At 58.6% G+C, this 21050-nt stretch carries 19 protein-coding genes; 5 read left to right on the plus strand and 14 right to left on the minus strand.

Going from position 1 to position 21050, the window contains the following annotated elements; genetic code table 11:
* Positions 1 to 55: 55 nt before the first annotated feature.
* Complete coding sequence (add, locus tag BA177_RS15490) at positions 56 to 1078, minus strand: adenosine deaminase (RefSeq protein ID WP_082990170.1); 1023 nt, start codon at positions 1076 to 1078, stop codon at positions 56 to 58.
* Positions 1079 to 1191: 113 nt separating this feature from the next.
* On the opposite strand from add, the gene BA177_RS15495 reads away from it, so the two are divergent.
* From BA177_RS15495 to BA177_RS15515, 5 genes are read left to right on the plus strand one after another with little or no spacing between them, the layout of a single operon-like run.
* Positions 1192 to 2682 (plus strand): amidohydrolase family protein, encoded by a 1491-nt coding sequence (locus BA177_RS15495; RefSeq protein ID WP_082990171.1) that lies wholly within the window; start codon positions 1192 to 1194, stop codon positions 2680 to 2682.
* A 60-nt stretch (positions 2683 to 2742) separates the two neighbouring features.
* Entirely contained in the window at positions 2743 to 3540 is a 798-nt protein-coding gene (locus tag BA177_RS15500) for a bestrophin-like domain (protein WP_082990172.1), read from the plus strand.
* A gap of 24 nt (positions 3541 to 3564) precedes the next feature.
* The gene (locus BA177_RS15505) at positions 3565 to 3930 is read left to right on the plus strand and encodes a cupin domain-containing protein (RefSeq protein WP_068617680.1); all 366 of its coding nucleotides are present in this window, start codon (positions 3565 to 3567) and stop codon (positions 3928 to 3930) included.
* Positions 3930 to 4262 (plus strand): hypothetical protein, encoded by a 333-nt coding sequence (locus BA177_RS15510; RefSeq protein ID WP_068617682.1) that lies wholly within the window; start codon positions 3930 to 3932, stop codon positions 4260 to 4262. The genes BA177_RS15505 and BA177_RS15510 overlap by 1 nt, the downstream gene beginning before the upstream one ends.
* A gap of 10 nt (positions 4263 to 4272) precedes the next feature.
* Positions 4273 to 5172: a patatin-like phospholipase family protein gene (locus tag BA177_RS15515; RefSeq protein WP_068617684.1), complete on the plus strand. Its 900-nt coding sequence runs from the start codon at positions 4273 to 4275 to the stop codon at positions 5170 to 5172.
* Positions 5173 to 5233: 61 nt separating this feature from the next.
* Here BA177_RS15515 and BA177_RS15520 read toward each other — a convergent pair whose 3' ends face one another.
* The 13 genes from BA177_RS15520 to BA177_RS15585 form a co-directional block, all read right to left on the minus strand.
* Positions 5234 to 6439 (minus strand): phosphopentomutase, encoded by a 1206-nt coding sequence (locus tag BA177_RS15520; RefSeq protein ID WP_068617686.1) that lies wholly within the window; start codon positions 6437 to 6439, stop codon positions 5234 to 5236.
* 23 nt (positions 6440 to 6462) lie between these two features.
* On the minus strand, positions 6463 to 7677 hold the full coding sequence (locus tag BA177_RS15525; RefSeq protein WP_068617688.1) for a NupC/NupG family nucleoside CNT transporter: 1215 nt from the start codon (positions 7675 to 7677) through the stop codon (positions 6463 to 6465).
* 83 nt (positions 7678 to 7760) lie between these two features.
* Positions 7761 to 8105: a cytochrome C oxidase subunit IV family protein gene (locus BA177_RS15530; protein WP_068617690.1), complete on the minus strand. Its 345-nt coding sequence runs from the start codon at positions 8103 to 8105 to the stop codon at positions 7761 to 7763.
* Positions 8106 to 8127: 22 nt separating this feature from the next.
* Positions 8128 to 8805 (minus strand): heme-copper oxidase subunit III family protein, encoded by a 678-nt coding sequence (locus BA177_RS15535; protein ID WP_068617692.1) that lies wholly within the window; start codon positions 8803 to 8805, stop codon positions 8128 to 8130.
* Between the two features lie 13 nt (positions 8806 to 8818).
* Positions 8819 to 9484: a cytochrome c oxidase subunit 3 gene (locus BA177_RS15540; protein ID WP_068617694.1), complete on the minus strand. Its 666-nt coding sequence runs from the start codon at positions 9482 to 9484 to the stop codon at positions 8819 to 8821.
* A gap of 32 nt (positions 9485 to 9516) precedes the next feature.
* Positions 9517 to 11268 carry a cytochrome c oxidase subunit I gene (locus BA177_RS15545; RefSeq protein WP_068617696.1) on the minus strand — a complete coding sequence of 584 codons (1752 nt, stop codon included), beginning with the start codon at positions 11266 to 11268 and terminating at the stop codon, positions 9517 to 9519.
* 59 nt (positions 11269 to 11327) lie between these two features.
* Positions 11328 to 12680, minus strand: coding sequence for a c-type cytochrome (locus tag BA177_RS15550; protein WP_068617698.1), 1353 nt, complete (start codon positions 12678 to 12680; stop codon positions 11328 to 11330).
* A gap of 329 nt (positions 12681 to 13009) precedes the next feature.
* Positions 13010 to 13405, minus strand: coding sequence for a hypothetical protein (locus tag BA177_RS15560; RefSeq protein WP_068617702.1), 396 nt, complete (start codon positions 13403 to 13405; stop codon positions 13010 to 13012).
* A complete protein-coding gene (locus tag BA177_RS15565; protein ID WP_068617704.1) occupies positions 13398 to 13949 on the minus strand; it encodes an RNA polymerase sigma factor in 552 nt (183 codons plus the stop codon). Before BA177_RS15565 ends, BA177_RS15560 begins: the two co-directional genes overlap by 8 nt.
* A gap of 15 nt (positions 13950 to 13964) precedes the next feature.
* Entirely contained in the window at positions 13965 to 14891 is a 927-nt protein-coding gene (locus BA177_RS15570; protein ID WP_068617706.1) for a hypothetical protein, read from the minus strand.
* A 91-nt stretch (positions 14892 to 14982) separates the two neighbouring features.
* Complete coding sequence (locus tag BA177_RS15575) at positions 14983 to 16710, minus strand: amidohydrolase (protein WP_082990174.1); 1728 nt, start codon at positions 16708 to 16710, stop codon at positions 14983 to 14985.
* 1 nt (position 16711) lies between these two features.
* Positions 16712 to 18400 carry an amidohydrolase gene (locus BA177_RS15580; protein ID WP_197493147.1) on the minus strand — a complete coding sequence of 563 codons (1689 nt, stop codon included), beginning with the start codon at positions 18398 to 18400 and terminating at the stop codon, positions 16712 to 16714.
* Between the two features lie 210 nt (positions 18401 to 18610).
* Complete coding sequence (locus tag BA177_RS15585; protein WP_068617708.1) at positions 18611 to 21037, minus strand: zinc-dependent metalloprotease; 2427 nt, start codon at positions 21035 to 21037, stop codon at positions 18611 to 18613.
* Positions 21038 to 21050 lie beyond the last annotated feature (13 nt).

Here is a 21050-nt window from a genome sequence, read left to right on the forward strand (position 1 = left end):
ATAGGAATCAACCCACAGGCGCAATAAGTGCGCTTTTGACCGCCACAGCAATACCCTAACTGCCCGTGCGCTCATGGCATTCCTTTGCTGTGCTCGCCGGCCAGACAGCCGCACGCCGTTCCGCACTGACGAAGCTGGCTGCCGCCGCTATTTCGTTGCACGCGGCAAACTCCGCTCCTGTGTAGTCGTGCTCTTTCGCCAGCAGCCGGTATTCGTGGTTGAGGTCGATGCCGAACAGGCTTGGGTCGTCCGAGTTGACCGTGACTTTGACGCCAGCGGCCTGCAATCGCCTGATCGGGTGCTCTGCCGTCGAACGCACCGAACTCGTCAGCCAGTTGCTGGTAGGACAGACTTCGAGCACAACATCGTTGTCGCGCACCCGTTGCAAAATACGAGGATTGTCGATGATGTGTATGCCATGCCCTATTCGTTCAGCGCCCAGAATATTTATCGCGTCTTCCACCTGCTGCGCGCTACCGGGCTCCTCGCCCGCATGAACCGTCAGGCGTAATCCTGCACGCCGGGCAATATCGACGAGTGGTCGGTAAGCCTCAAGCGGGTGTGTGTCGCGGTCCGCGAAATCGATACCGACAAAACTCTCCGCATTATCTGCCATGAAAGCGATCGTGCGTGCCGTATCCCTGAGCGGTAATGTCTTCTGCACGATGCCGATCAGACCGACGGCGAGCGCTGGATGCTCAGCGCGAGCGAGGCCGCGCAGTATCGCGCCATGGATCTTGTCGAAGGTCAAACCCGGTTTGCCGGCCGCGATAAAGTCGGGTGAATAGCGAAACTCCATGATGCGGATATTCTGCGCACGCGCATCTTCACAGGCTTCGAAGGTCAGTCGCTCAATGACTTCTTCACTGCACCAGATTCGCTGAATATCGACAAACCGCTCCAATGCCACCTGCAAATTCTCAAGTGGCCGGGTAAGCAGCCAGTCGTCATGAAAGTGTTGCGGATCCGTGGGCATGTCGATGCCCAGTGACTTGCCAATATCCAGCACCGTCCGGCTGCGAAAACAGGCTTCGAGGTGGCAATGCAACTCGACTTTGGGAATCTCGGCAACGTTCATCAGGCAGGCATACTCCGCTGGGTGAGTGCCCCAGCCCGCAGGTAGCGCGGACCGGTGCACGGGTTAGAATACCTTCTTTGCACTCGTCGGCGCACGGCCAACAGGGATTCAGCATGCTCAGGAAGTTTCGCTTTATTTATAATTTTCAATTGCTTATACCGATTGCAGCAACGTTACTCCTGGCCGCCTGTAGTGGTGACGACGGCAACAGCGCCGCGCCTGCCAGGCAAGCCAGCAGCGCACCAACGGCCAGTGACAATGAGAATGCCATCGACCTGATTGTCGCCGGCAAGTACGTGGTCACCATGGATGCCGCCGGCACCGTCATCGTCGACGGTGCTGTCGCTGTCGATGACGGGGTCATACTCGCGGTCGGGCCCGCCACCGATATTGATGCGCAATACGTCGCCAAAGAACGTCTGGATTCCGAAAGCCGGGTGGTAATGCCGGGCCTCATCAACGGACATTCGCATGCGGCAATGACCCTGTTGCGTGGCGTGGCGGATGACCTTGCGCTAATGGACTGGCTGAACAATTACATATTTCCGGCCGAAGTTGAGTTCGTCGATGCCGAGTTTGTCCGCATCGGTACCGAACTCGCCTGCTGGGAAATGATCCGCGGCGGCACGACCACTTTCGTCGACATGTATTACTACTCCGACACGATCGCCGAGGTCGTCGAGCGTTGCGGCATGCGGGCGTTGATTTCGACGACGGTCATCGGTCAGCGCAGCCCGGATGCCGAGGGCGCCGGTGACGGCATTGAAAAAGGTCTGGCGTTCATCAATCGCTGGAAAGACCGCAATAGCCGGATCACACCCATTTTCGGTCCGCATGCCAACTACACATTGAATGCCGAGCAACTGCAGGCAACCCGCGCCGCCGCGAACCAGGCTGGCGTGGGTATCAGTATCCACCTGTCTGAATCGCCTTATGAATTGCAGTACTCGAAGGACAACTACGGCGGCACGAGCATAGCGTTCTTTGACAGCATCGGCTTTTTCGACGGACCCACCATCGGTGCACACGTGGTCTGGCCGACAGCCGATGAAATACCGATCCTCGCTGAACGCCAGGTTGGCGTCATTCACAACCCGACCTCCAACATGAAAATCGCCTCAGGTATCGCACCCGTGACCGAGATGTTGAACGCGGGTGTGCGCGTTGGCCTGGGTACCGACGGCGCGGCCAGCAACAATGATCTTGATATGTGGGAGGAGATGCGGCTTGCGTCGTTCCTGCAGAAGGTCGATCGCATGGATCCGGAGGCACTCAGTGCAGAAACCGTGCTGACAATGGCCACCCGTGGTGGTGCTGAAGCGATCGGCCTCGCCGGCCGCACAGGCGAGCTTCGGCCGGGCCTGCGCGCGGATCTCATCCAGGTGTCTTTCGATGACGTCCATTTTGTCCCGACCTTTGACGTCATTTCCCACCTCGTGTTTGTAGCTGACGAGCAGGATGTCGTCGCCACTGTGGTTGACGGCGCCATTTTAATGCGTGATGGCCAGTTTCTTACCCTCGATACCGCACGAATCAAACGCGAGGCAACTGCACTGGCAGCACGCATTCAGCAGGCGCTCAGCGAACGCAACTCGGGCGACTGATTTGCCACTATAAGCGGCCGATCGCAGCAGCCGCCATGTAAGATCGGAGCTGACGAATCGATGGATGAAATAATGTACGACCACAATAGCGTACTGATATGCCTGATCCTGCTGGTGACGATGGTTGCCGGACTCGAAATCGGCTTCCGTGGCGGCAGCAAATGGCGTGAACGCATCGGTGACGGCCAACGTACCCAACTGAATGCCGTACAGGGTTCCCTGCTCGGTATGCTGGCGTTGTTACTGGGCTTCACTTTCTCGCTGGCATTGCAGCGCTTTGATGATCGCAGCAAAGCGGTCGTTGACGAGGCCAACGCGATAGGCACCGCCCTGTTGCGCGCCAGTGTGCTGGATGCCACGGTATCGACTGAGGCCACTGCCAGCCTGCGGGCCTATATTGACCTGCGGGTACACTCAGCCGGCGTGTCGCTCGACTACCACGATGAACGCGACGATCTGCTCGTGCGATCCGAACAAGTCCAGGCTGAGCTCTGGTCCCAGGTTCAACGCGCTCTGCAGATCGACGACCGGCCGGCCACGACCGGTCTGTACCTGCAGGCTTTGAACGATATGTTCGACGCTTATGGCCGACGTGACGCGGCACTGTCGCGGCACGTACCGGAGGCGGTGCTGTTCCTGCTGTTTCTGACCTTTGTCATGGTCAGTACGATTGTAGGCATTACCTCCGGCGCGCACGGTGGTCGGCCACCAAAGTCCATGATCGCCATGGTGACACTGATCGTCATGCTGGTGTTCATCATCATCGACCTTGACCGACCACGGCGCGGTATTATCGAAATAGACCAGAGCAGCCTGATCAAGCTGCAACAACCAGCAAGTTCAGGCAGAACTCCCTGACTAACAGCGGCCGCCGGAATCACCATGGACAAATTCGCGTTGCCGGAGAAGTTCGCATGCTTTGATGACCTCTGGTCACCGAAAATCGTGGCAGAAATGAATGGTCAGTACGTCAAACTCGCCAAAGGGCTGGGTGAACTTGACTGGCACAGCCATGAACAGGAAGACGAGTTTTTTATGGTGGTGAGCGGGCACCTGGATATCCACCTGCGCGACCGTGTGGTGGCACTCGATGCGGGCGACTGTTTTGTCGTTCCCCGGGGTGTTGAGCACCGGCCGGTTGCCCTACGCGGCGCTGAAATACTGCTGATCGAACCCAGGAGTACACTACATACTGGCAAACAGCAGACCGCACAGACTGTCGCGATCGAAGATCAGGAGTGGATTTGATGAACGCCTTGAGAATCGCCGGACTCGCTTTAACGGCATTGCTTGCAGCTGGTTGCGCCAGCCATACCGCCCCTGCAGAACCCATCGTGTGGTCGGCAGAATGGTTCCAGTGTGACAGCCGTTTCGACTGCATTGCCGTGCAGGATGCCTATTGCAAACACACGGCCGTCAACATGAATTATTCACTGGTGTATCAGGACTGGGCACGACAGCAAGTTGAAAGCATCGGCGAACTGGCCCCCTGCGATCGCGACAGTGAACAGGACCGTATGCCGATCCCTGCCGTTTGCCACAACAACACCTGCCAGCACCCGGGTCACACCAGCCGCTGATGCGCCAATCATGAGCAAGCGACGAAAGCGATCGGTGTCATTGGTACTTGGCAGCGGCGGCGCCCGCGGCGCCGCGCACATCGGCGTCATTCGCTGGCTCGCCGAAAATAATTACGATATTCGATCGGTCTCCGGCTGTTCCATCGGCGCACTGATCGGCGGCGTTTACGCGGCAGACAAGCTTGACGAATTTGAGGACTGGCTTTGTGCCATTACCGAACGCGAAATGTTCCGCTTAATGGATCTCTCCTGGCAAATCAGTGGCCTCGTCAAAGGTGACCGGATCATCGACACGCTCAAGGACCTTGTTGGGGACCGCCTGATTGAGGAACTTCCGATTCGTTACACCGCCGTTGCCGCCAGCCTGGATGGAGAAAAAGAGGTCTGGCTGCAGGACGGTCCGTTATTCGACGCCATCCGCGCGTCCATATCCCTGCCGTTGCTGCTGACGCCGACCCGGCGCGATGGCAAGACGCTGATCGACGGCGGCGTATTGAACCCGGTACCCATTGCACCCACGTTCGGCGATGGCACCGATCTCTGCATTGCCGTCAATCTCGGCGGTGCCGCCGACGGCCACTGCAATACCGACAAGTCAGCCGATGACGATTCTGACCACAACAGAACCGGACTGCGCGCAAAAATCGATGCCTTCATCGACAAGCTGGGCATCAATAACGGCAGCAAGGGCGACAGCAGTAAGGACTGGGGGCCGTTCGAAATCGCCAATCAGGCATTCGATGCGATGCAGGCAACAATTTCGCGGCAAAAGCTGGCGGTGTACCCGCCGGATGAACTGATAGAAATCCCGCGTAACGCTTGCGGCACAATGGATTTTCAACACGCCGCGAAAATGATCAAACTGGGCTACGAACAAGCCGAAACCGTAATGGCCGGCAAACGCCACTGATCAGTAAAGCAACGCCTGGTTGCAGCAAGTAGGCACTGGAGTGCCCTGGCCGGGCGTCCGGCTACGACTTCAGAAAATTCGTGCCGTAGTCCATTTTCTCGAGACCGAAGAACGTGGCCAGGCTCTGGCCGATATCGGCGAATGAATCCCGCAAACCCAGTGATCCGGGGGCTACAGCCGCACCGTAAGCCAGCACCGGAATGTGCTCTCGAGTGTGGTCCGAACCGGGCCACGCCGGGTCGCAACCGTGGTCAGCGCAGATGAGCAACAGGTCGTCGGCATTCATTTGGGCCATCAACTCGGGCAGTCGCGCGTCAAAGTATTCCAACGCTTCCGCATACCCTTGCGCATCGCGGCGATGACCGTAGAGCATGTCAAAGTCGACGAAGTTGGTGAACACGATTGACCGGTCCGGTGCCTCTGCCAGGGCCGCCAATGTGGCATCGAACAACGCGGCATTGCCGCTCGCTTTTATTTTCCGGGTAATGCCCTGATGCGCATAGATGTCGCTGATCTTGCCGATACTGATGACTTCGCCACCCGAGTCCGCCAGCTTGTCCAGCACCGTCGGTGCCGGCGGCGGCGTGGTCAGATCCCGTCGATTGCCCGTGCGGACGAAGTTGCTGCTGTCGGTCCCGATGAACGGCCGAGCGATCACGCGACCAATGTTGTAGTCATCAACCAGCTTGCGGGCGATCTCACACAAGGCATACAAACGCTCGAGACCGAAGCTTTCTTCGTGCGCGGCGATCTGGAAAACACTGTCCGCGGAGGTATAAAAGATCGGTTTGCCGCTACGCATATGCTCTTCACCGAGCTCGGCGATAATGGTGGTGCCCGAAGAATGGCAGTTGCCGAGATAACCCGGCAGATCGGCTTGTGCAACCAGGGCATCCAGTAATTCGGCAGGAAATGTATTGGTCAGCTCGGTGAAATAGCCCCAATCGAACAACACGGGTACGCCGGCAATCTCCCAATGCCCGCTCGGCGTGTCCTTACCGCTCGACAGTTCCGCTGCGTGGCCGTAGGCACCAATGATTTCGACATTCGTTTCGGTGCCCGCCGGAAACGCACCGGCGCTATCACGAGCGGCGTGCAACAAACCAAGGCCCGCGAGGTTCGGCAGGCAGAGTGCCCTGCCCGTCGACTCCAGGCGCAACTTCGCAATACTTCCCAGCGTATTGGCGCCAACATCGCCGAACTTGTCGGCGTCGGCCGTTGCGCCGATTCCGAAGGAGTCGAGTACCAGAATGATGGCTCTAGCCATAATCTCTCCTTTGCCGGCCGCACTTATTGCAATGAGTAGAACAAACCTGCCAGCGACGCGCTCATCAGGTTGGCCAGTGTACCCCCAATCACCGCACGCAGCCCAAATCGCGCTATGTCACGCCGCCGCGAAGGCACGATACTGCCCAAACCGCCCAGCAAAATGGCGATGGAGGCCAGATTCGCAAAGCCACACAACGCAAACGTGACGATCACCTGGGTCTGTGCTGAGAGTGATTCCTTGATTAATACGAAATTTGCATAAGCATAGAATTCGTTGATCACCATCTTCTGACCGATGAGACTGCCGGCCGTGTTCGCCTCGTCCCACGGCACACCCAGCAGATAGGCGATCGGTGCAAACAGTTTGCCCAGCAGGAATTGCAGAGTGAGATCTTCGAAGCCGAACCAGCCGCCTATGCCACCCAACAAACCGTTCAACAGAGCGATCATCGCAACAAATGCCAGCAGCATTGCACCAACATTCAGCGCCAGCGTCAGGCCGGTCGCAGCGCCGTTACCGATAGCCTCGAACACGTTGACGGCCCGCTCTTCGCCGCCGGTCTCGGCAGGATCGAAACGCGTAGCGGAAGGCGAGGTCTCCGGCATCATCAGCTTGGCCATTAACAAGCCCCCGGGCGCCGCCATGAAGCTGGCGGTGATCAGGTATTTGAGATCAACCCCCATCGCTGCGTAACCGGCCATTACCGCGCCGGCGATAGTCGCACAGCCACCGGTCATGACGGCGAACAGTTCGGAATCGCTCATTCGTTCGAGATACGGTTTCACGACCAGCGGCGCTTCCGTATGGCCCACGAAAATATTGGACACAGCCGACATTGATTCCGTTTCGCTGGTACGGAGCAACTTGTGCAACAGACCGCCCAACGCACCAACCACCCGCTGCATGATGCCGAGGTAGTAGAGCAATGACATGAGGGCCGAAAAGAACACGATCACCGGCAGAACGTTCAGAGCTATGGTGAAGCCCAGACTTTCGCCGGTCTTATTGCCGAACACGAACACAATGCCGTCGTTGCCGTAGTTAATGACGTGCTGAACGCCGTTCACCACCCATTGCAGCGCGTCGCGCCCTGACGGGACATACATGATCAGACCGGCAATGCTGACCTGCAGGAAAAAGGCGATACCCACGGTGCGCAAATTTATCGCCCGCCGATCTGTAGAAAACACGACTGCGATCGTCAGCAGCGCCACTATGCCAAGAAGTGCTATCAAGTGCTTGTCCCCGCTCGGTCAAAAAAAAATCGCCGGGCGGCGCGAGCCGCCCGACGATCTCCATGATACGGCTTCCGGAGCCGTTAGTGGTGCGGACTTTCCGGAACGAAGCTGCTTTCGCCAAAAAACTCGATGCGGGTAAGGAAGGTGTAGTCCCCTTCCAGAGACATAAGTCCGATCAACACCAATATCGCCACGGGTGGCACCAGAATGGCGAGCTGCAATGCTCGCCGTTCCCAGGTCATGTGCATGAATATGGCAATGATGAACCCTGCCTTGATGAACATGAACACGAGTATCAGCGTCCAGCGCAAGTAGCCCTGAAAGCCGATGTAATCGACCATGTAAGACAATGTGCTGACGACGAACAGCAATCCCCATATCCAGAAATAGATCGCCAGCGGATGTTGTTGTTGCTCTTGCGCCATGGAAAACAACTCCTGTCGATAATTACCAGAGATAGAAGAAAGCGAAAATAAAGACCCAGACGAGGTCAACGAAATGCCAGTACAAACCGACTATTTCAACGATCTCGTAATTGCCGCCGCGCTTCTCGTAGAAACCGTTCTTGACCCGGAACGCGATGACCAACAGGTAAATGACACCCGCGGAAACATGCAGACCGTGAAAGCCCGTGATCATGAAGAAACTGGAGCCGAATTGTGCCGCACCCATCGGGTTGCCCCACGGGCGCACGCCTTCATCGACGATCAGCTTGGTCCACTCGAACGCCTGCATACCCACGAAGCTGGCGCCCAGCGCGGCTGTCGCCAGCATCAACCAGAAGGTTCGTTTGCGGTCCTTGCGATAGCCCATATTGACCGCCATCGCCATCGTGCCGCTTGAGGTGATGAGGATGAACGTCATGATTGCGATCAGAACCAGCGGGATCGGGTCGCCACCGAAGCTGAGCGCAAAAACCTCGCTGGGAATCGGCCAGGGGTCGGCCGTGGACATGCGCACCGTCATGTAACCAACGAGGAAGCAGCTGAAAATAAACGTATCGGAGAGCAGGAATATCCACATCATTGCCTTACCCCACGGCACGTGGAACGCCTGCTTGTCGGCAGAGAAGTCCTGAACGACTCCTGATCCTTCCGCGGTAGTACTTAGCGCAGCTTCCGACATCTTTTTTTCCTTATCAGGTTGTTAGCATCAGCCCGAACAGCACGATCCAAACCAGCAGCAGGTAGTGCCAGTACACAGTGCAGAGTTCAACGCTCAGCCTGACCGTGTTGGCGTCGGCACCACCAAAGACGCGGATCAACGACCGTGCCCAGACCCAGACACCGCCAAGCAAATGCAGCCCGTGCAGTGCTGTGAGCAGGTAGAAAAACGCGTTGGCCGGGTTGCCACTGACTGTCACACCCGTCGCGTAAAGGCCTTGCCAGGCCGTGAGTTGCCCGACCAGAAACAGCAAGGTAAAGGCACCAGCCAGTATCAAACCGGGTTTCAGTCGCTCACTGCGACCGGCAACCGCGGCGTTGCGGGTCCAGTGATAGGCAATGCTGGACAACACCAGAAAACCCGAATTGAGCCATAACAATTGCGGCTCAGTCAGTGGAATCCAGTCAGCGCCCATCCGCATTCGAATCGTGTAAGCACTGATGAACAAAGCAAACAGCGATGTCGCCACTGCAAGAAACGTGGTCAGGCCGATAGTCTTGGCGTTGGTTTCCAGCGAATTGCCGCTGACCGCATCATCTGCGGCACTGGACACCCAGGGTTGCGTACCCAGCGTCTGGCGCAGGAGCCAGCCAATGACTGTTGCCATGATCGCAGCAAGAAAAACCAGGGTAATCGTCATGTGCGCAAACCTAATTCAGAGTGCATGGCCACTTAGTGTTCGGAACCGACCGGAACAACACTCGCCGGTACGTTTTGCGGCGTAAAGTCCTGCTCCTGACCCGGCACGCTGTAGTCATAAGCCCAGCGATGCACCTCGGGCAGTTCATGGCCCCAGTTGCCGTGCTTCGGTGGCGTGTCCGGTGTCTGCCATTCCAGCGTGGTTGCACCCCACGGATTGCCCTCCGCTTTCTTGCCGTGTTTCAGGCTCCAGAAAATATTGATGAAGAACAGAATCTGGGTCAGCGCAACAATGATCGCCGAGATGGTAATCGCCGCATTCAGGTCGTGCGCGGACTCCGGCATGAATTCGGTATTACCCATCGCAAAGTAGCGCCGCGGCACGCCGAGAAAGCCAAGGTAATGCATCGGCAGGTAAATCGAGTAGGTGCCGAGAAACGTCAGCCAGAAATGCCAGCGGCCAAGTGTTTCATTGAACATGCGCCCGGTAATTTTCGGGTACCAGTGATAAATCGCGCCGAACACCACGAGGATAGGCGACACCCCCATCACCATGTGGAAATGGGCAACGACGAAATAGGTATCCGATAACGGCAGGTCGACAACGACATTGCCGAGGAAAATGCCGGTCAGGCCGCCGTGAATGAAGGTGAAGATGAAGCCGATGGCAAACAGCATCGGCACACGCAGGTGAATATTGCCCTGCCACAGTGTCAGCACCCAGTTATAAACCTTGAGCGCCGTAGGCACCGCGATAATCAGCGTAGTGGTCGCGAAGAAGAAGCCGAAATACGGGTTCATGCCGCTGACGTACATGTGATGCGCCCAGACAATAAAGCTGAGACCGCCGATGGCCAGAATTGCCCAGACCATCATGCGATAGCCGAATATATTTTTGCGCGCATGAGTCGCCAGCAGGTCCGACACAATGCCGAACGCCGGCAACGCAACGATATACACCTCGGGATGCCCGAAGAACCAGAACAGGTGCTGGAACAGGACTGGTGTGCCGCCGGTATGTTCTACCTGTTCACCAGCCGCAATCATCGCCGGCATGAAGAAGCTGGTGAGTATGGTCTTGTCCAGCAACATCATCAGCGCGCTGACCAGCAACGCCGGAAACGCCAGCAAGCCAAGTATCGTCGCCATGAAGATGCCCCACACCGACAACGGCATGCGCATCAGGGTCATGCCGCGGCAGCGTGCCTGCAACACCGTCGTAATGTAATTGAGGCCGCCCATCGTGAACGCCACGATGAACACCACCAACGACACCAGCATCAGAATGATGCCCCACTCGATACCCGGTGTACCTGGCGATATGGCCTGCGGTGGATACAAGGTCCATCCCGCACCGGTCGCGCCGCCGGGCACGAAAAAGCTGGCCAGCAGGATAAGAACGGACAGCAGATAGACCCAGAAGCTCAACATGTTCAGGTACGGGAAGACCATGTCGCGCGAGCCGACCATCAGCGGAATCAGATAATTACCGAATCCGCCAAGGAACAATGCCGTGAGCAGATAGATCACCATGATCATGCCGTGCATGGTGACGAACTGGTAATAACTCTCAGGCGTGATAAACGAAAAATTATCGGGGAAGCCGAGCTGCAGGCGCATCATTACAGACAGCGAAAGTGCGACCAGGCCAACGAATACGGCCGTCATACCGTACTGGATGGCAATGACCTTGTGGTCCTGGCTCCAGACGTATTTCGTAATGAAAGTCTGCGGATCGTGGTGCTCGATCTCGTGGTCACGATCTGCGATTGCAACGTAAGCCATCTGGCATTCCTCGTAGTGTTTACTTGTTTATCGCGTGCCTGGCATCTGTCTCCGTCTGCTCACAAGGTGTTGATGTAAGCAACAACGTCATTCAATTTCTGTTCGTCCTGCAACACCTGCGACATGAAACCCATCTGCATGCCGTAGTAGTCCTGCGGGTGTCCGCCGCGTACTCCGTTACGGAAATGTTCCAGCTGCCGCGCCAGGTACCAGTCGCTCATACCGGCGAGGCGTGGTGCGTTCATGGTCTGATAGCCCTGTCCGTCCGGCCCATGGCAGTAAGAACAAACGGTGTACAGCTTTTCGCCGGCAGCGGGGTTGCCCTCAACCGTTGCTTCCGGGGCGGTATCCGGCAAGCTCTGAATGTGGGCGATCACGTTGTTGACGGCCGCGTCGTTCGCCAGAATCATGGCCATCGGCGCCATTTGCCGTCCGTAAATGTCGTCTTCGTGGCTGCCTCTTAGCCCGGCTTTGAATGCCTTGATCTGGTTGCTGAGGTACCAGGCGCTCTGCCCCGCAAGCTTCGGCCCGTTCATAGCAACAACACCTTCGCCTTGTGGGCCGTGGCAGGCCGCACAGACAGCGTATTGCGCCTGACCTACTGTGGCATTGCCAGCGGCCACTGCCAGCGTTTCAGCGTAAGTAGGGTGCGTGTCGACCCAGGCCAGGTAGTCCGCTTTGTCTTCGACGATGACCGCGCCGCGCATTGCGTAATGCGCGATACCGCAGAGCTCTTCACACAACAATTCGTAACGCCCGTTCACCGTTGGCGTCAGCCACATGTAAGTCATCATGCCGGGTACCAGGTCCATCTTGACCCGGAACTGTGCGACCGCGAAATCATGCAGCACGTCTTTGGAACGAAGGTTGAATTTGACCGGGGTGCCAACAGGAACATGCACCTCCGCACTTGAAACCAGAATATCGTCGAGCCCGTTCGGGTCCTCCGGGTCCATACCAAACGGGTTGTCCGCGGTAACAAAAGCGTTGTGGACATTACCGAACTCGCCGTCTTCACCCGGCAGCCGATAACTCCAATGCCATTGCTGACCGATCGCTTCGATCTCAATCGCATTGTCGGGCACTTTGACGAAACTGGCCCAGACAAAGAGTCCGGGTGCCAGCATCGCGGCAACCAGCACGGTTGTCACGACGGTCAGTATCCACTCCAGCTTTTGATTTTCGGGTTCGTAGTTCGCTTTGCTGCCGGCTTTGGCACGGTACCTGATGACGCACCAGGCCATGAACAGGTTCACGGCGACGAAAACGAATCCGGTGACGACGAAGGTGATATCGATGGTGAAATCGATCGCGCCCCAGTTAGAGGCGAGCGGCGTAAAGGTCCAGGGGCTCAGGAAATGGAAGACGAGCGAACCCACTACTAACAGAATCAACACTACTGCTAAAGGCATACCTGTCGCATCCTTTGTTCGTGACCGTGCGGATTTTTGTGGACGGCAATAGGTGAATGCCGCTCTATCTGGTCAGCGCGCCGTTGTTCTTTGTTCGTTCGTAGTCTTGCGTATCCCCTGTTCGCGGTTGTCTTGGCAAACCGTCGTTTGTATTTCCCGGAATGTCTGACTGCCGCGCTCGTAATTGAAACGGACGGACTGATTCCAGCTGGCAGAATAGAGGAATCGGAATTCGATTTCCACTGGCAGACTGCACAGCAGAGCGTTGCACTTGAAAGGTCCGTGTACGGCCTCCTGCCGAGCGGACAAAAAAACCGGTACCGCAGCCGCTAGAAAGAGCGACGCAAATCGCGTTCTATCGACCGCCGGGCCTTTTCGACATCCGCTTGCAGATTAAGCAGTTCCTGCTGTAACGGTTGGGTCAGATCCACCGGCTCGACCTCAAGCGGCACCGGCATGAAGACCTCCTGCGAATACGGTGGCACCGTGGCCAGCGGTACCTCCTCTACCGAGGGCGTGCGCTGACTCAGCGTTATCGCCACGACCAGCCCAAGCAAACCCGCTGCCAGTCCGGCGAAACGCAGAGCGGGCAGCCGCCGCCGGTTGGCATTCGTTGCCGGCCGGACCTCCCGCCAGCGCGCATCCAGGCGTTGCCGCCACGCGTCCGGCAGTTCGGCATCGATCGCCGCTGCATCCTGAGCCAGTTGTTTATCGAGCTTATCCATAGGCCTCACTCTCGGGGCTTGCCGCCTCCTGTGCCATCAGTGCCGCCCGCAAGCGCCGTCGCGAGCGCATGAGGCTGACTTTGGTCCAGGGCAATGAGCGTTGCAACGCCCGCGCAATGTCCTTGATGGCCATGCCCTCTACGCTGTGCAACCACAACGCGGTCACCGCATCTTCGCCAAGCAGACGACGTGCGGTGCGCCACAAATTCTCGCGCTCGTCCGCGGCTATGCAAACCGCCAGCGGATCCCCGCCAGGATCGGTCGCAACCTGCTCACCCGGCGTGGCGTCGTTGCGTTGCCGCGCTGCCCTGCGCAGCGCAATGCGGTAGAGCCAGGTACTGAAGCGCCAGCGCGAATTGTAACTGTGCAAATAGCGCCAGGCATCAACGAACGCGTCCTGCAGCGCATCCTCCGCATCGGCGCGACTGGCGCAACGCGTCTGCAAGAAGCGGAACAGGCGCTGCTGATAGCGAGTGACCAGTTCGGCATAGGCCTCCGCATTGCCTTGCTGAGCGTGGGCCGCGAGTTGTTCGTCACTTTGCACCTGCAGCAGTGGTAATCAGTCCGACAACAACTGCACAAGCATCGCCGGATCGAACACCGTACTGATACTCAGCACCGCATCGGCCACACTGACCTTGGTGTTGCTGATCATGGTCCGGATCTGCGGGTCGATATCACTGTTGAATGCCTGCAATCCGATCAGTCCGTTAATCACGCTGCCGATTGATCGTGCCATCATTTCGTCAGTCGATTTGAGTTGCGCCTCGACTGCCAGCAAGCCACCGCGATCCGCCACCAGCAAGGCGGCCTGCTCGGTATTGCGGAGAATGTTCGAGTTCCAGTCATCACCGTCATCACTGGCGAAATGTTCGGCGCGCATCCCTGCCTGCACGAAACTCTTGTCCGCGGTCATCACGAACAACGCACCTTTGTGGCCGCCGCTGCCAACAATCTTGCCGCCGCTGCGCAGCAGCTCCTGCATCTGGCCCTCTGAGGACGACACCAGCACCTTGTTCGGCACCGCGAAACTGAAGAACGCAGCTTCCTGAAGATTGCCCAGCGGATCGGACGTGTTCGACTCAGCATCATCTTCGCCGGCAAAAAAGTAAGCCTTGCCGTCGTGTTCCCGCGGGTCGAATTTGCCCTGCAACGCCACCATCCCCATGAGCTTGTCTTTGGTCTCCTGGCTGAGCGTACCTTCGAACACAATCGTGACTCCCGGCCCATCGGCGGAGAAGGCTGTCACACGTTCAAGCTCACGACCGATATCAATACCGGTCTCTTCGTTGACCTCGACGAACACTTCGCCATCCAGCCAGCGGTACAGCTCGCGACCTGACTCGCTGCTGCGCATACCGGCGAGATCAGCGTGCAGGTACCAGACGGTGTCGCCCGGCAAGTCGTCACTGTCAACCGCATATGCCTGCGAACCACAGGCAAAGGCAACAGCCAGAAAAGCGCATAAAACCTTGTTGATGGTCATCGTAAGTCCCGCAAAGAGTGATTGTCTGCAGGCTTATAGTCACGCCGGCGGCAAAAGGTTACACCTGCCGCAAAAAAGTTACCGGGCCGGTTTATTGCTGCCAGACAACCTCACCGTCCATCAGGGTCAGCAGCACCTTGGTCTGGTGGATCGAATACGGCTCCACTTCGAAAATATTCTGATCCAGAACAATCAGATCCGCCTTTTTGCCGGTCTTGATGGAGCCGATCTCGTCATCCATATGCATCTGCCGGGCCGCGTCAATGGTGAAGCCGCGCACCAGCGCCGCCACGCTTAACCGCTCTGACTCCCTGGGCTGCACGGGCGCGTCCGCCTCGCCGGCACTTTGCCGGGTATGTCCGATCTCGATCTGCAGTACCGGGGACATGCCCAGCATGCCGGCACCGCTGGCCGGGAAGTCGCTGCCAAAGCTCAGTGCCACGCCAAGATCAGCGAGGCTCTTGAAACGCCAGTAGCGCTGGAACTGGTCTGCGCTGACGAACTGCTCGCCGTAGGTGTCGTAGGAGGCCCACAGCGGTGTGCTCTGCGCGAAGACATCCAACTCGGCAAACCGCGGCAGGTCCTGATCCGTGATCACCTGAATGTGACAGATGGCGTAGCGCGACCGGCTGTCTCCATGGCGCTCGCGTGCGACCTCTATCGCGTTCAGTGCTTCGTGTACCGCACGCTCACCCAGCGCGTGTATGTGCACGTCGATATCGGCCGCGGCGGCACCCACCACCATTTCGTTCATCTGTTCCTGGGTATAGACAGTTTCACCACTGTTGCCGGGCTCACCCTGGTAGTCCTCGAACATCGCGGCGGTACGGCCTTCTACGGTACCGTCGTCCATGATCTTGAGCCCCAGGTAGTGATAGCGTTCGCCCTTGATCGTTGCACCCCACTCTTTCGCCCGGGTAACCGCATCGGCAACGTCTTTGGGCCCGCCGGGTCGGTAAGCACCGACGATACGCACTGTCATGTCGCCGGCCCGCTCAAGGCGCGACAGGATTTCCGGCAGTTCATCGCCGTAACCGCCTGCGCCCGCATCGAACACCGACGTAACGCCGTACTGGTTCAGCACATCAAATACGTAGGCCGTGCCCTCGACCACCGTATCGGTCGTAATCGCATTGAGTCCGTCCATGGCCATACCCGCGGTGCCTTCCAGCAGGTAACCGGTCGCATCGCCGTTCGCATCGCGCTTGTAGTAACTGAAGCCAGGTGCCGGGTCCCGGGTATCCTGGGTGATGTTCAGCAATTCCAGCGCACGGCTGTTGGCCCATGCGCCGTGAAAGCCTTCATCCATGATCAGCACGGGGCGATCCGGTACAACGCCATCGATCATCTGCCGGGTGGGACCACCCGGCCCGAAGGTGCTGGCCAGAAAGCCGTAGCCGAAAATCAGCGGCGCATCGGGATTAGCCTCGGCGAATTCGTCTATGGCTGCGATCCATTCATCGACTTCACCAAAGGTATTCAACGACAGCGCTTTGGCGTAAGCGCCGCCACCGATCGGGTGCATGTGCGAGTCGATGAATCCTGGCAACAGCAGTTTGCCGCCCAGGTCGTGCACCGCGGTCTGTTTGCCGGTCAGCGCCTCTGCGCCGGCGTTGTCGCCAACGTAAACGATCCGGTCATCACGCACCGCCACCGCTTCTGCCCACGGTTGTTCGTCATTGACGGTGTAAACGCGCGCGTTGATGAACACCCGCTCAGCCGCGTCGGGATCGGGAGCGGCGTCGCCACAACCGGCGAGCAGCAGGACGGGCAATAAAATGGCAGACAACAAATAACGGCAGGTATAGCGATCGGTCATATCAGGCCTCGTACGTGGTACGGCCGCCCATGACCGTACGAACTATGGGTATGTTAACTAAACGGCTGGCATCGACCTCGTGCGGATCTTCAGCAAGCAGGACAAAGTCGGCCAGTCTGCCGGGTTGCAGTGAGCCTTTGCGGTCTTCCTCGAAAGACGCGTAGGCACCGTGCACCGTACAGATCCGCAACGCCTCGGCCACCGCCACCCGCTGGTTTGCACCCCATACACGGCCGCGCGTATCCGTACGCGTCACCATGCTTTGCAGGGCCATCATCGGTTCGTAGGGGCCGGGTGTGAAATCCGAGGCCGGTGCTACGGGAATGCCGGCATCCAGGAAGCTGCGGTGCGCAAACATCGATTGCATTTTTTCTTCACCGTAGTCGAGCCACTTGTTGCCGTGGTAGTAGATGTAAGTGTAGAAAGGTGCTGGCACGACGCCTGTCGCGCGAATTCTTCGCAGCAGTTCATCGTTGATCAATGAGCAATGCTCGATGCGATGTCGCGGGTTCTGGCCGGTATGACCGGCAAGCACCCGCTCATACGCTTTCAAAACCATGTCAATCGCGACATCACCGTTCGCGTGTATGCCAACCCGAAAATCGTGCGCCACCGCATCGTCCACGGCCGCGTCGATCTGCTCCTGGGTCATGGTAAGAATGCCGAAGTTATCCGGTTGACCTTTGTAAGGTGTGCTCATGCTCATGGTGCGTTCCGAGGCCGAACCATCCGCCGAGTACTTCACGGCACCGATACGAAGCATGTCGTCGCCGAAGCCGGAACGTATGCCCGCGGCCTTCAAACCCTCGAACATGTCGCTGTTGCCGCCCGGCATGAAAGCCACGCGGCAGTTCAGTTCACCGGCGGCGAGCGCGTCCTGGTAGGCGCGCATGTTGTCGGCGTTGCCGTAAGCGTCAGTGGTTGAGGTGAGTCTCGATGCTGCCATATTCGCGGTCGCCACTTTCGCCGATGCCTGGCGAACTTCGCGATCCATTTTCGGCCAGGTGCCGACTTTGCGGAACACGTCGAGCGCATGCTCCGCGATCTTGCCGCTGAGCTCACCGTTCTCACGGAAGTATTTGCCACCGGTGGGATCCGGCGTATCGACGGTGACGCCTGCAATCTCGAACGCTTTCGAATTGACGACTGCGGTGTGACCGCCACGATGGCCGACGAATACCGGGTGGTCGCTCACGACCTCGTCGATATCCCGGCGCTCAAGTGCCCGCTCTTCTTCAAACTTCGTATCGTCGTACATCACACCACGCACCCAGTGACCGGGCGGGGTTTTCGCCGCTTGCCGGGCCAGCGCGTCTTTAACATCGGCAATGCGTGGCAGGTTGACGTTGACGCCCAATGCTTCTTCACCGAACAGAGGGTGACTGTGCGCATCGATGAAGCCGGGCGTAATGGTCAGGCCGCGCGCATCGATGCGTTTGGTGGCAGGCGATGCATACGCCAGTATGTCGTCGTTGCTGCCAACCGCCAGCAAGCGATCACCCCGAACCGCAAGCGCCTCGGCCCGCGGCTGTGACGAATTCATGGTGTAGATTCTGCCACCGGTCACGATCAGGTCGGCCTTGCCCGCCGCCGCGTCTGCCCTTGCCGCCGTGGCAAGACCGGCAAGCCCGAGGCCGAAAGGCAATGCACTGCCGGTACCGAGAAATCGTCGTCGTGTGAATTTCATCATGAGGTCCCCTTCGGGTTCGGTGCAACGCCATGCGCTCGGGGCACAGGCAATTACCGCCGCGGCGTATCGGGCTCCCGCGAGCCAGCGCTCAGAGCCCGTTCGATACTAGACGCGCCGCCACACCCTCACAAGGCAGGCCACCCTGGCGGTTCATATCGTGACCTGGAGCCGTCGCAGTGACCACGGCGTTGGTCGCACCAGCAGCGGAGCTCAGGAACCGATAGGCGATCCCGGCGGCACTGGAACCGACGGCAATTTGCGAATGCTTTGCGGGTCATCCTGCGCTTGCGCAATTCGTGACAAGGCGATTCGATAATGGCCGCGCCAAATCGCATTGCGCTCGCCACCGACCCGCGCCGTCAACCAGTCGTGCAAACCCGCTACCGTATCCAGCACCAGCGCACGCACGGCCGGTGACACATCCTCGTCGACCTGCAGACGCAGGAGTGAATCCAGCACCAGCAGGTTCGTGTTGCGTTGAATTTCTGCCTGCTGGCCGCTCTGGCGTTCCGCCAGCCAGGTACTTGCCAGCAAGGATCGCAGGACTTCATCGAATCCTGGCATATCCGCGTCCAGCGCATTGGCGGCCACCAGCCGGGCGGCGCGATGCGGTTCGAGCAAGGCCTGCAACGTCAGTGCCGCGGCGCTGCGCGCAGGACTGAAAGGATCAAATGTCGGGCCGGTCTCGCGCGGGAACGATTCCCGACCGAGCGTGTACCCGGGTGGCCGCGGTGACAGCGTCGCCAGCAACTCCGGCGACAGTGCCAGCACATCGGGGTTCAAGGTTGCGAGCATGGCATCCAGCGCCGCGCGCTGGCGACCGGCGGCGACAGGCCGGGTTGCTTGTTGGCCATCGCCGCGTAACGCGTAACTGAAGTAATCGCCGCCCAGTAACTTGGCGACAGCCTGCAATTGAAACCGGTGCAGCAGGTATACCGGCACCAATACTTCCTCGAGCGTCGCCAGGGGCCGTCCTTCGCGAATATTATTGATCGAGAACTTCGCGAGCGCCTGTTCGCGAACCGCCATCAGGTGCTGCAACTCTTTGATGGCATCCGCGCCGTTGTCCCAGAGGTTGCCATCGGGATGCGCCGTACCCACTGCGCGCGAGTCTTCGTCCGATACGTATTTCAACGTGGCCAAGGTTTCCGCGAGGATCTCCTGCCGGGCGGCCACTGCATCAACGTCGTCCGCGAAATCCTGATAACCGTAAAGCACGACGCGCTTGTCCCAGGCCGCAACACCCACTCCGTAGGCATCGCTGAGGTCGATATCGCCGTCGGCGCTGAGACCGATGACCGGGAACGGATAGTCCATGACCGACGTGCCGCCCTGAGTGCTGGCCGCGAAGTTGTGCTCGATACCAAGCGTATGGCCGATCTCGTGCGCCGATAATTGCCGGATACGCGCCAGGGCCATCGCCATCATTGCGTCCGGCCGCTCGGCATCGCCGTACGGTGACAGCAAACCTTCGGCAATCAGGTAGTCCTGCCGAACCCGCAGCGACCCCAAGGTGACATGACCCTTCATGATTTCACCGGTACGCGGGTCCAGAACGGATGAACCGTACGACCAGCCGCGCGTCGAGCGATGTACCCATTGTATGACGTTGTAGCGAACGTCCATCGGGTCCGCGCCTTCCGGCATCAGCTCCACGCGGAACGCGTCTTTGTAACCGGCGGCTTCGAAGGCCGCGTTCCACCAGTTGCCACCTTCGATCAGGGCACTGCGTATCGGTTCGGGGGCACCACGATCAACGTAGTAAATGATCGGTTCCACCGCCTCGCTGACTGTCGCCGAAGGATCCTTTTTTTCCAGGCGGTGGCGACGCGCGTAACGCACCAGCAACTCGTCACCGACCGGCGAGGCGTAATCGGCAAACCCGTCTGCCCCGTAACTGAGTCCGATCAGGCCGGCACGCGGATCGTACGGCAAGGGTTCGTAGTTGTCGTCCGGCAAGCGGATGAAGGAGTGATGCAGATGCACGGTAATGCTCGTCGGATCCGGAACGACAGTACGCAGAATGTTGCCGCCGGGTTCGCCCTTGTAGGTCACCACCGCTTCAACTTCGCTGTTATCCGGAAACGCCTTGGTGCGCGGTGCGTAGATTGCTGAGCGGGCCGCATCCACCGCATACGTGCCTTCACCCGTGTTTTTCAGGCGCCGCGCCAACTGATGCGCATCACGCAAGAAGAAGTCGGTTGCATCGATAACAAGCGCGCCACTGGTGTGGCCTGCGATACTGAACCCCCACAGCACGGAGCGCGCGAATGACGCCGCAATTGCGTCACGCTCTTCCTCGCTGTCGCTTTGCGCGCGGTAGTCCAGGTTGTCGGCAACCAGCAAGACCTTGTCGCCGTGTCGCTGAAACTCGACCACGTAGGCGTCGCCCAGCTGACCGCGATCAAGCCCGAGATCGTTGGACCCTACACCGCGGGCCATCGATGACTGGTAAAGAAACGGCGCGTCGAGCGCGTCGAGCCGCAGGTAAACTTTGCCGCCGTCAAGATCGTGGTAGAGATCGATGAAACCGGGCAGGTGCTGAAAGCCAGCCAGTTTTGAATTGAAATCGCCATCAGTGGCCGGTTGCCCGCAACCCGCCATTACCAGCAGTGCCAATATCAAGATTTTGCGCATGATTCCCCCGCGA

The organism is Woeseia oceani (assembly GCF_001677435.1).
Classification (GTDB): Bacteria; Pseudomonadota; Gammaproteobacteria; order Steroidobacterales; family Woeseiaceae; genus Woeseia; species Woeseia oceani.

What these genes read in the sequence shown, in the direction of transcription:
- add (WP_082990170.1), bottom strand. Translation starts at nt 1,078, where the DNA reads ATGAACGTTGCCGAGATTCCCAAAGTCGAGTTGCATTGCCACCTCGAA.
- BA177_RS15495 (WP_082990171.1), top strand. Translation starts at nt 1,192, where the DNA reads ATGCTCAGGAAGTTTCGCTTTATTTATAATTTTCAATTGCTTATACCG.
- BA177_RS15500 (WP_082990172.1), top strand. Translation starts at nt 2,743, where the DNA reads ATGGATGAAATAATGTACGACCACAATAGCGTACTGATATGCCTGATC.
- BA177_RS15505 (WP_068617680.1), top strand. Translation starts at nt 3,565, where the DNA reads ATGGACAAATTCGCGTTGCCGGAGAAGTTCGCATGCTTTGATGACCTC.
- BA177_RS15510 (WP_068617682.1), top strand. Translation starts at nt 3,930, where the DNA reads ATGAACGCCTTGAGAATCGCCGGACTCGCTTTAACGGCATTGCTTGCA.
- BA177_RS15515 (WP_068617684.1), top strand. Translation starts at nt 4,273, where the DNA reads ATGAGCAAGCGACGAAAGCGATCGGTGTCATTGGTACTTGGCAGCGGC.
- BA177_RS15520 (WP_068617686.1), bottom strand. Translation starts at nt 6,439, where the DNA reads ATGGCTAGAGCCATCATTCTGGTACTCGACTCCTTCGGAATCGGCGCA.
- BA177_RS15530 (WP_068617690.1), bottom strand. Translation starts at nt 8,105, where the DNA reads ATGGCGCAAGAGCAACAACAACATCCGCTGGCGATCTATTTCTGGATA.
- BA177_RS15535 (WP_068617692.1), bottom strand. Translation starts at nt 8,805, where the DNA reads ATGTCGGAAGCTGCGCTAAGTACTACCGCGGAAGGATCAGGAGTCGTT.
- BA177_RS15540 (WP_068617694.1), bottom strand. Translation starts at nt 9,484, where the DNA reads ATGACGATTACCCTGGTTTTTCTTGCTGCGATCATGGCAACAGTCATT.
- BA177_RS15545 (WP_068617696.1), bottom strand. Translation starts at nt 11,268, where the DNA reads ATGGCTTACGTTGCAATCGCAGATCGTGACCACGAGATCGAGCACCAC.
- BA177_RS15550 (WP_068617698.1), bottom strand. Translation starts at nt 12,680, where the DNA reads ATGCCTTTAGCAGTAGTGTTGATTCTGTTAGTAGTGGGTTCGCTCGTC.
- BA177_RS15560 (WP_068617702.1), bottom strand. Translation starts at nt 13,405, where the DNA reads ATGGATAAGCTCGATAAACAACTGGCTCAGGATGCAGCGGCGATCGAT.
- BA177_RS15570 (WP_068617706.1), bottom strand. Translation starts at nt 14,891, where the DNA reads ATGACCATCAACAAGGTTTTATGCGCTTTTCTGGCTGTTGCCTTTGCC.
- BA177_RS15575 (WP_082990174.1), bottom strand. Translation starts at nt 16,710, where the DNA reads ATGACCGATCGCTATACCTGCCGTTATTTGTTGTCTGCCATTTTATTG.
- BA177_RS15580 (WP_197493147.1), bottom strand. Translation starts at nt 18,400, where the DNA reads ATGATGAAATTCACACGACGACGATTTCTCGGTACCGGCAGTGCATTG.
- BA177_RS15585 (WP_068617708.1), bottom strand. Translation starts at nt 21,037, where the DNA reads ATGCGCAAAATCTTGATATTGGCACTGCTGGTAATGGCGGGTTGCGGG.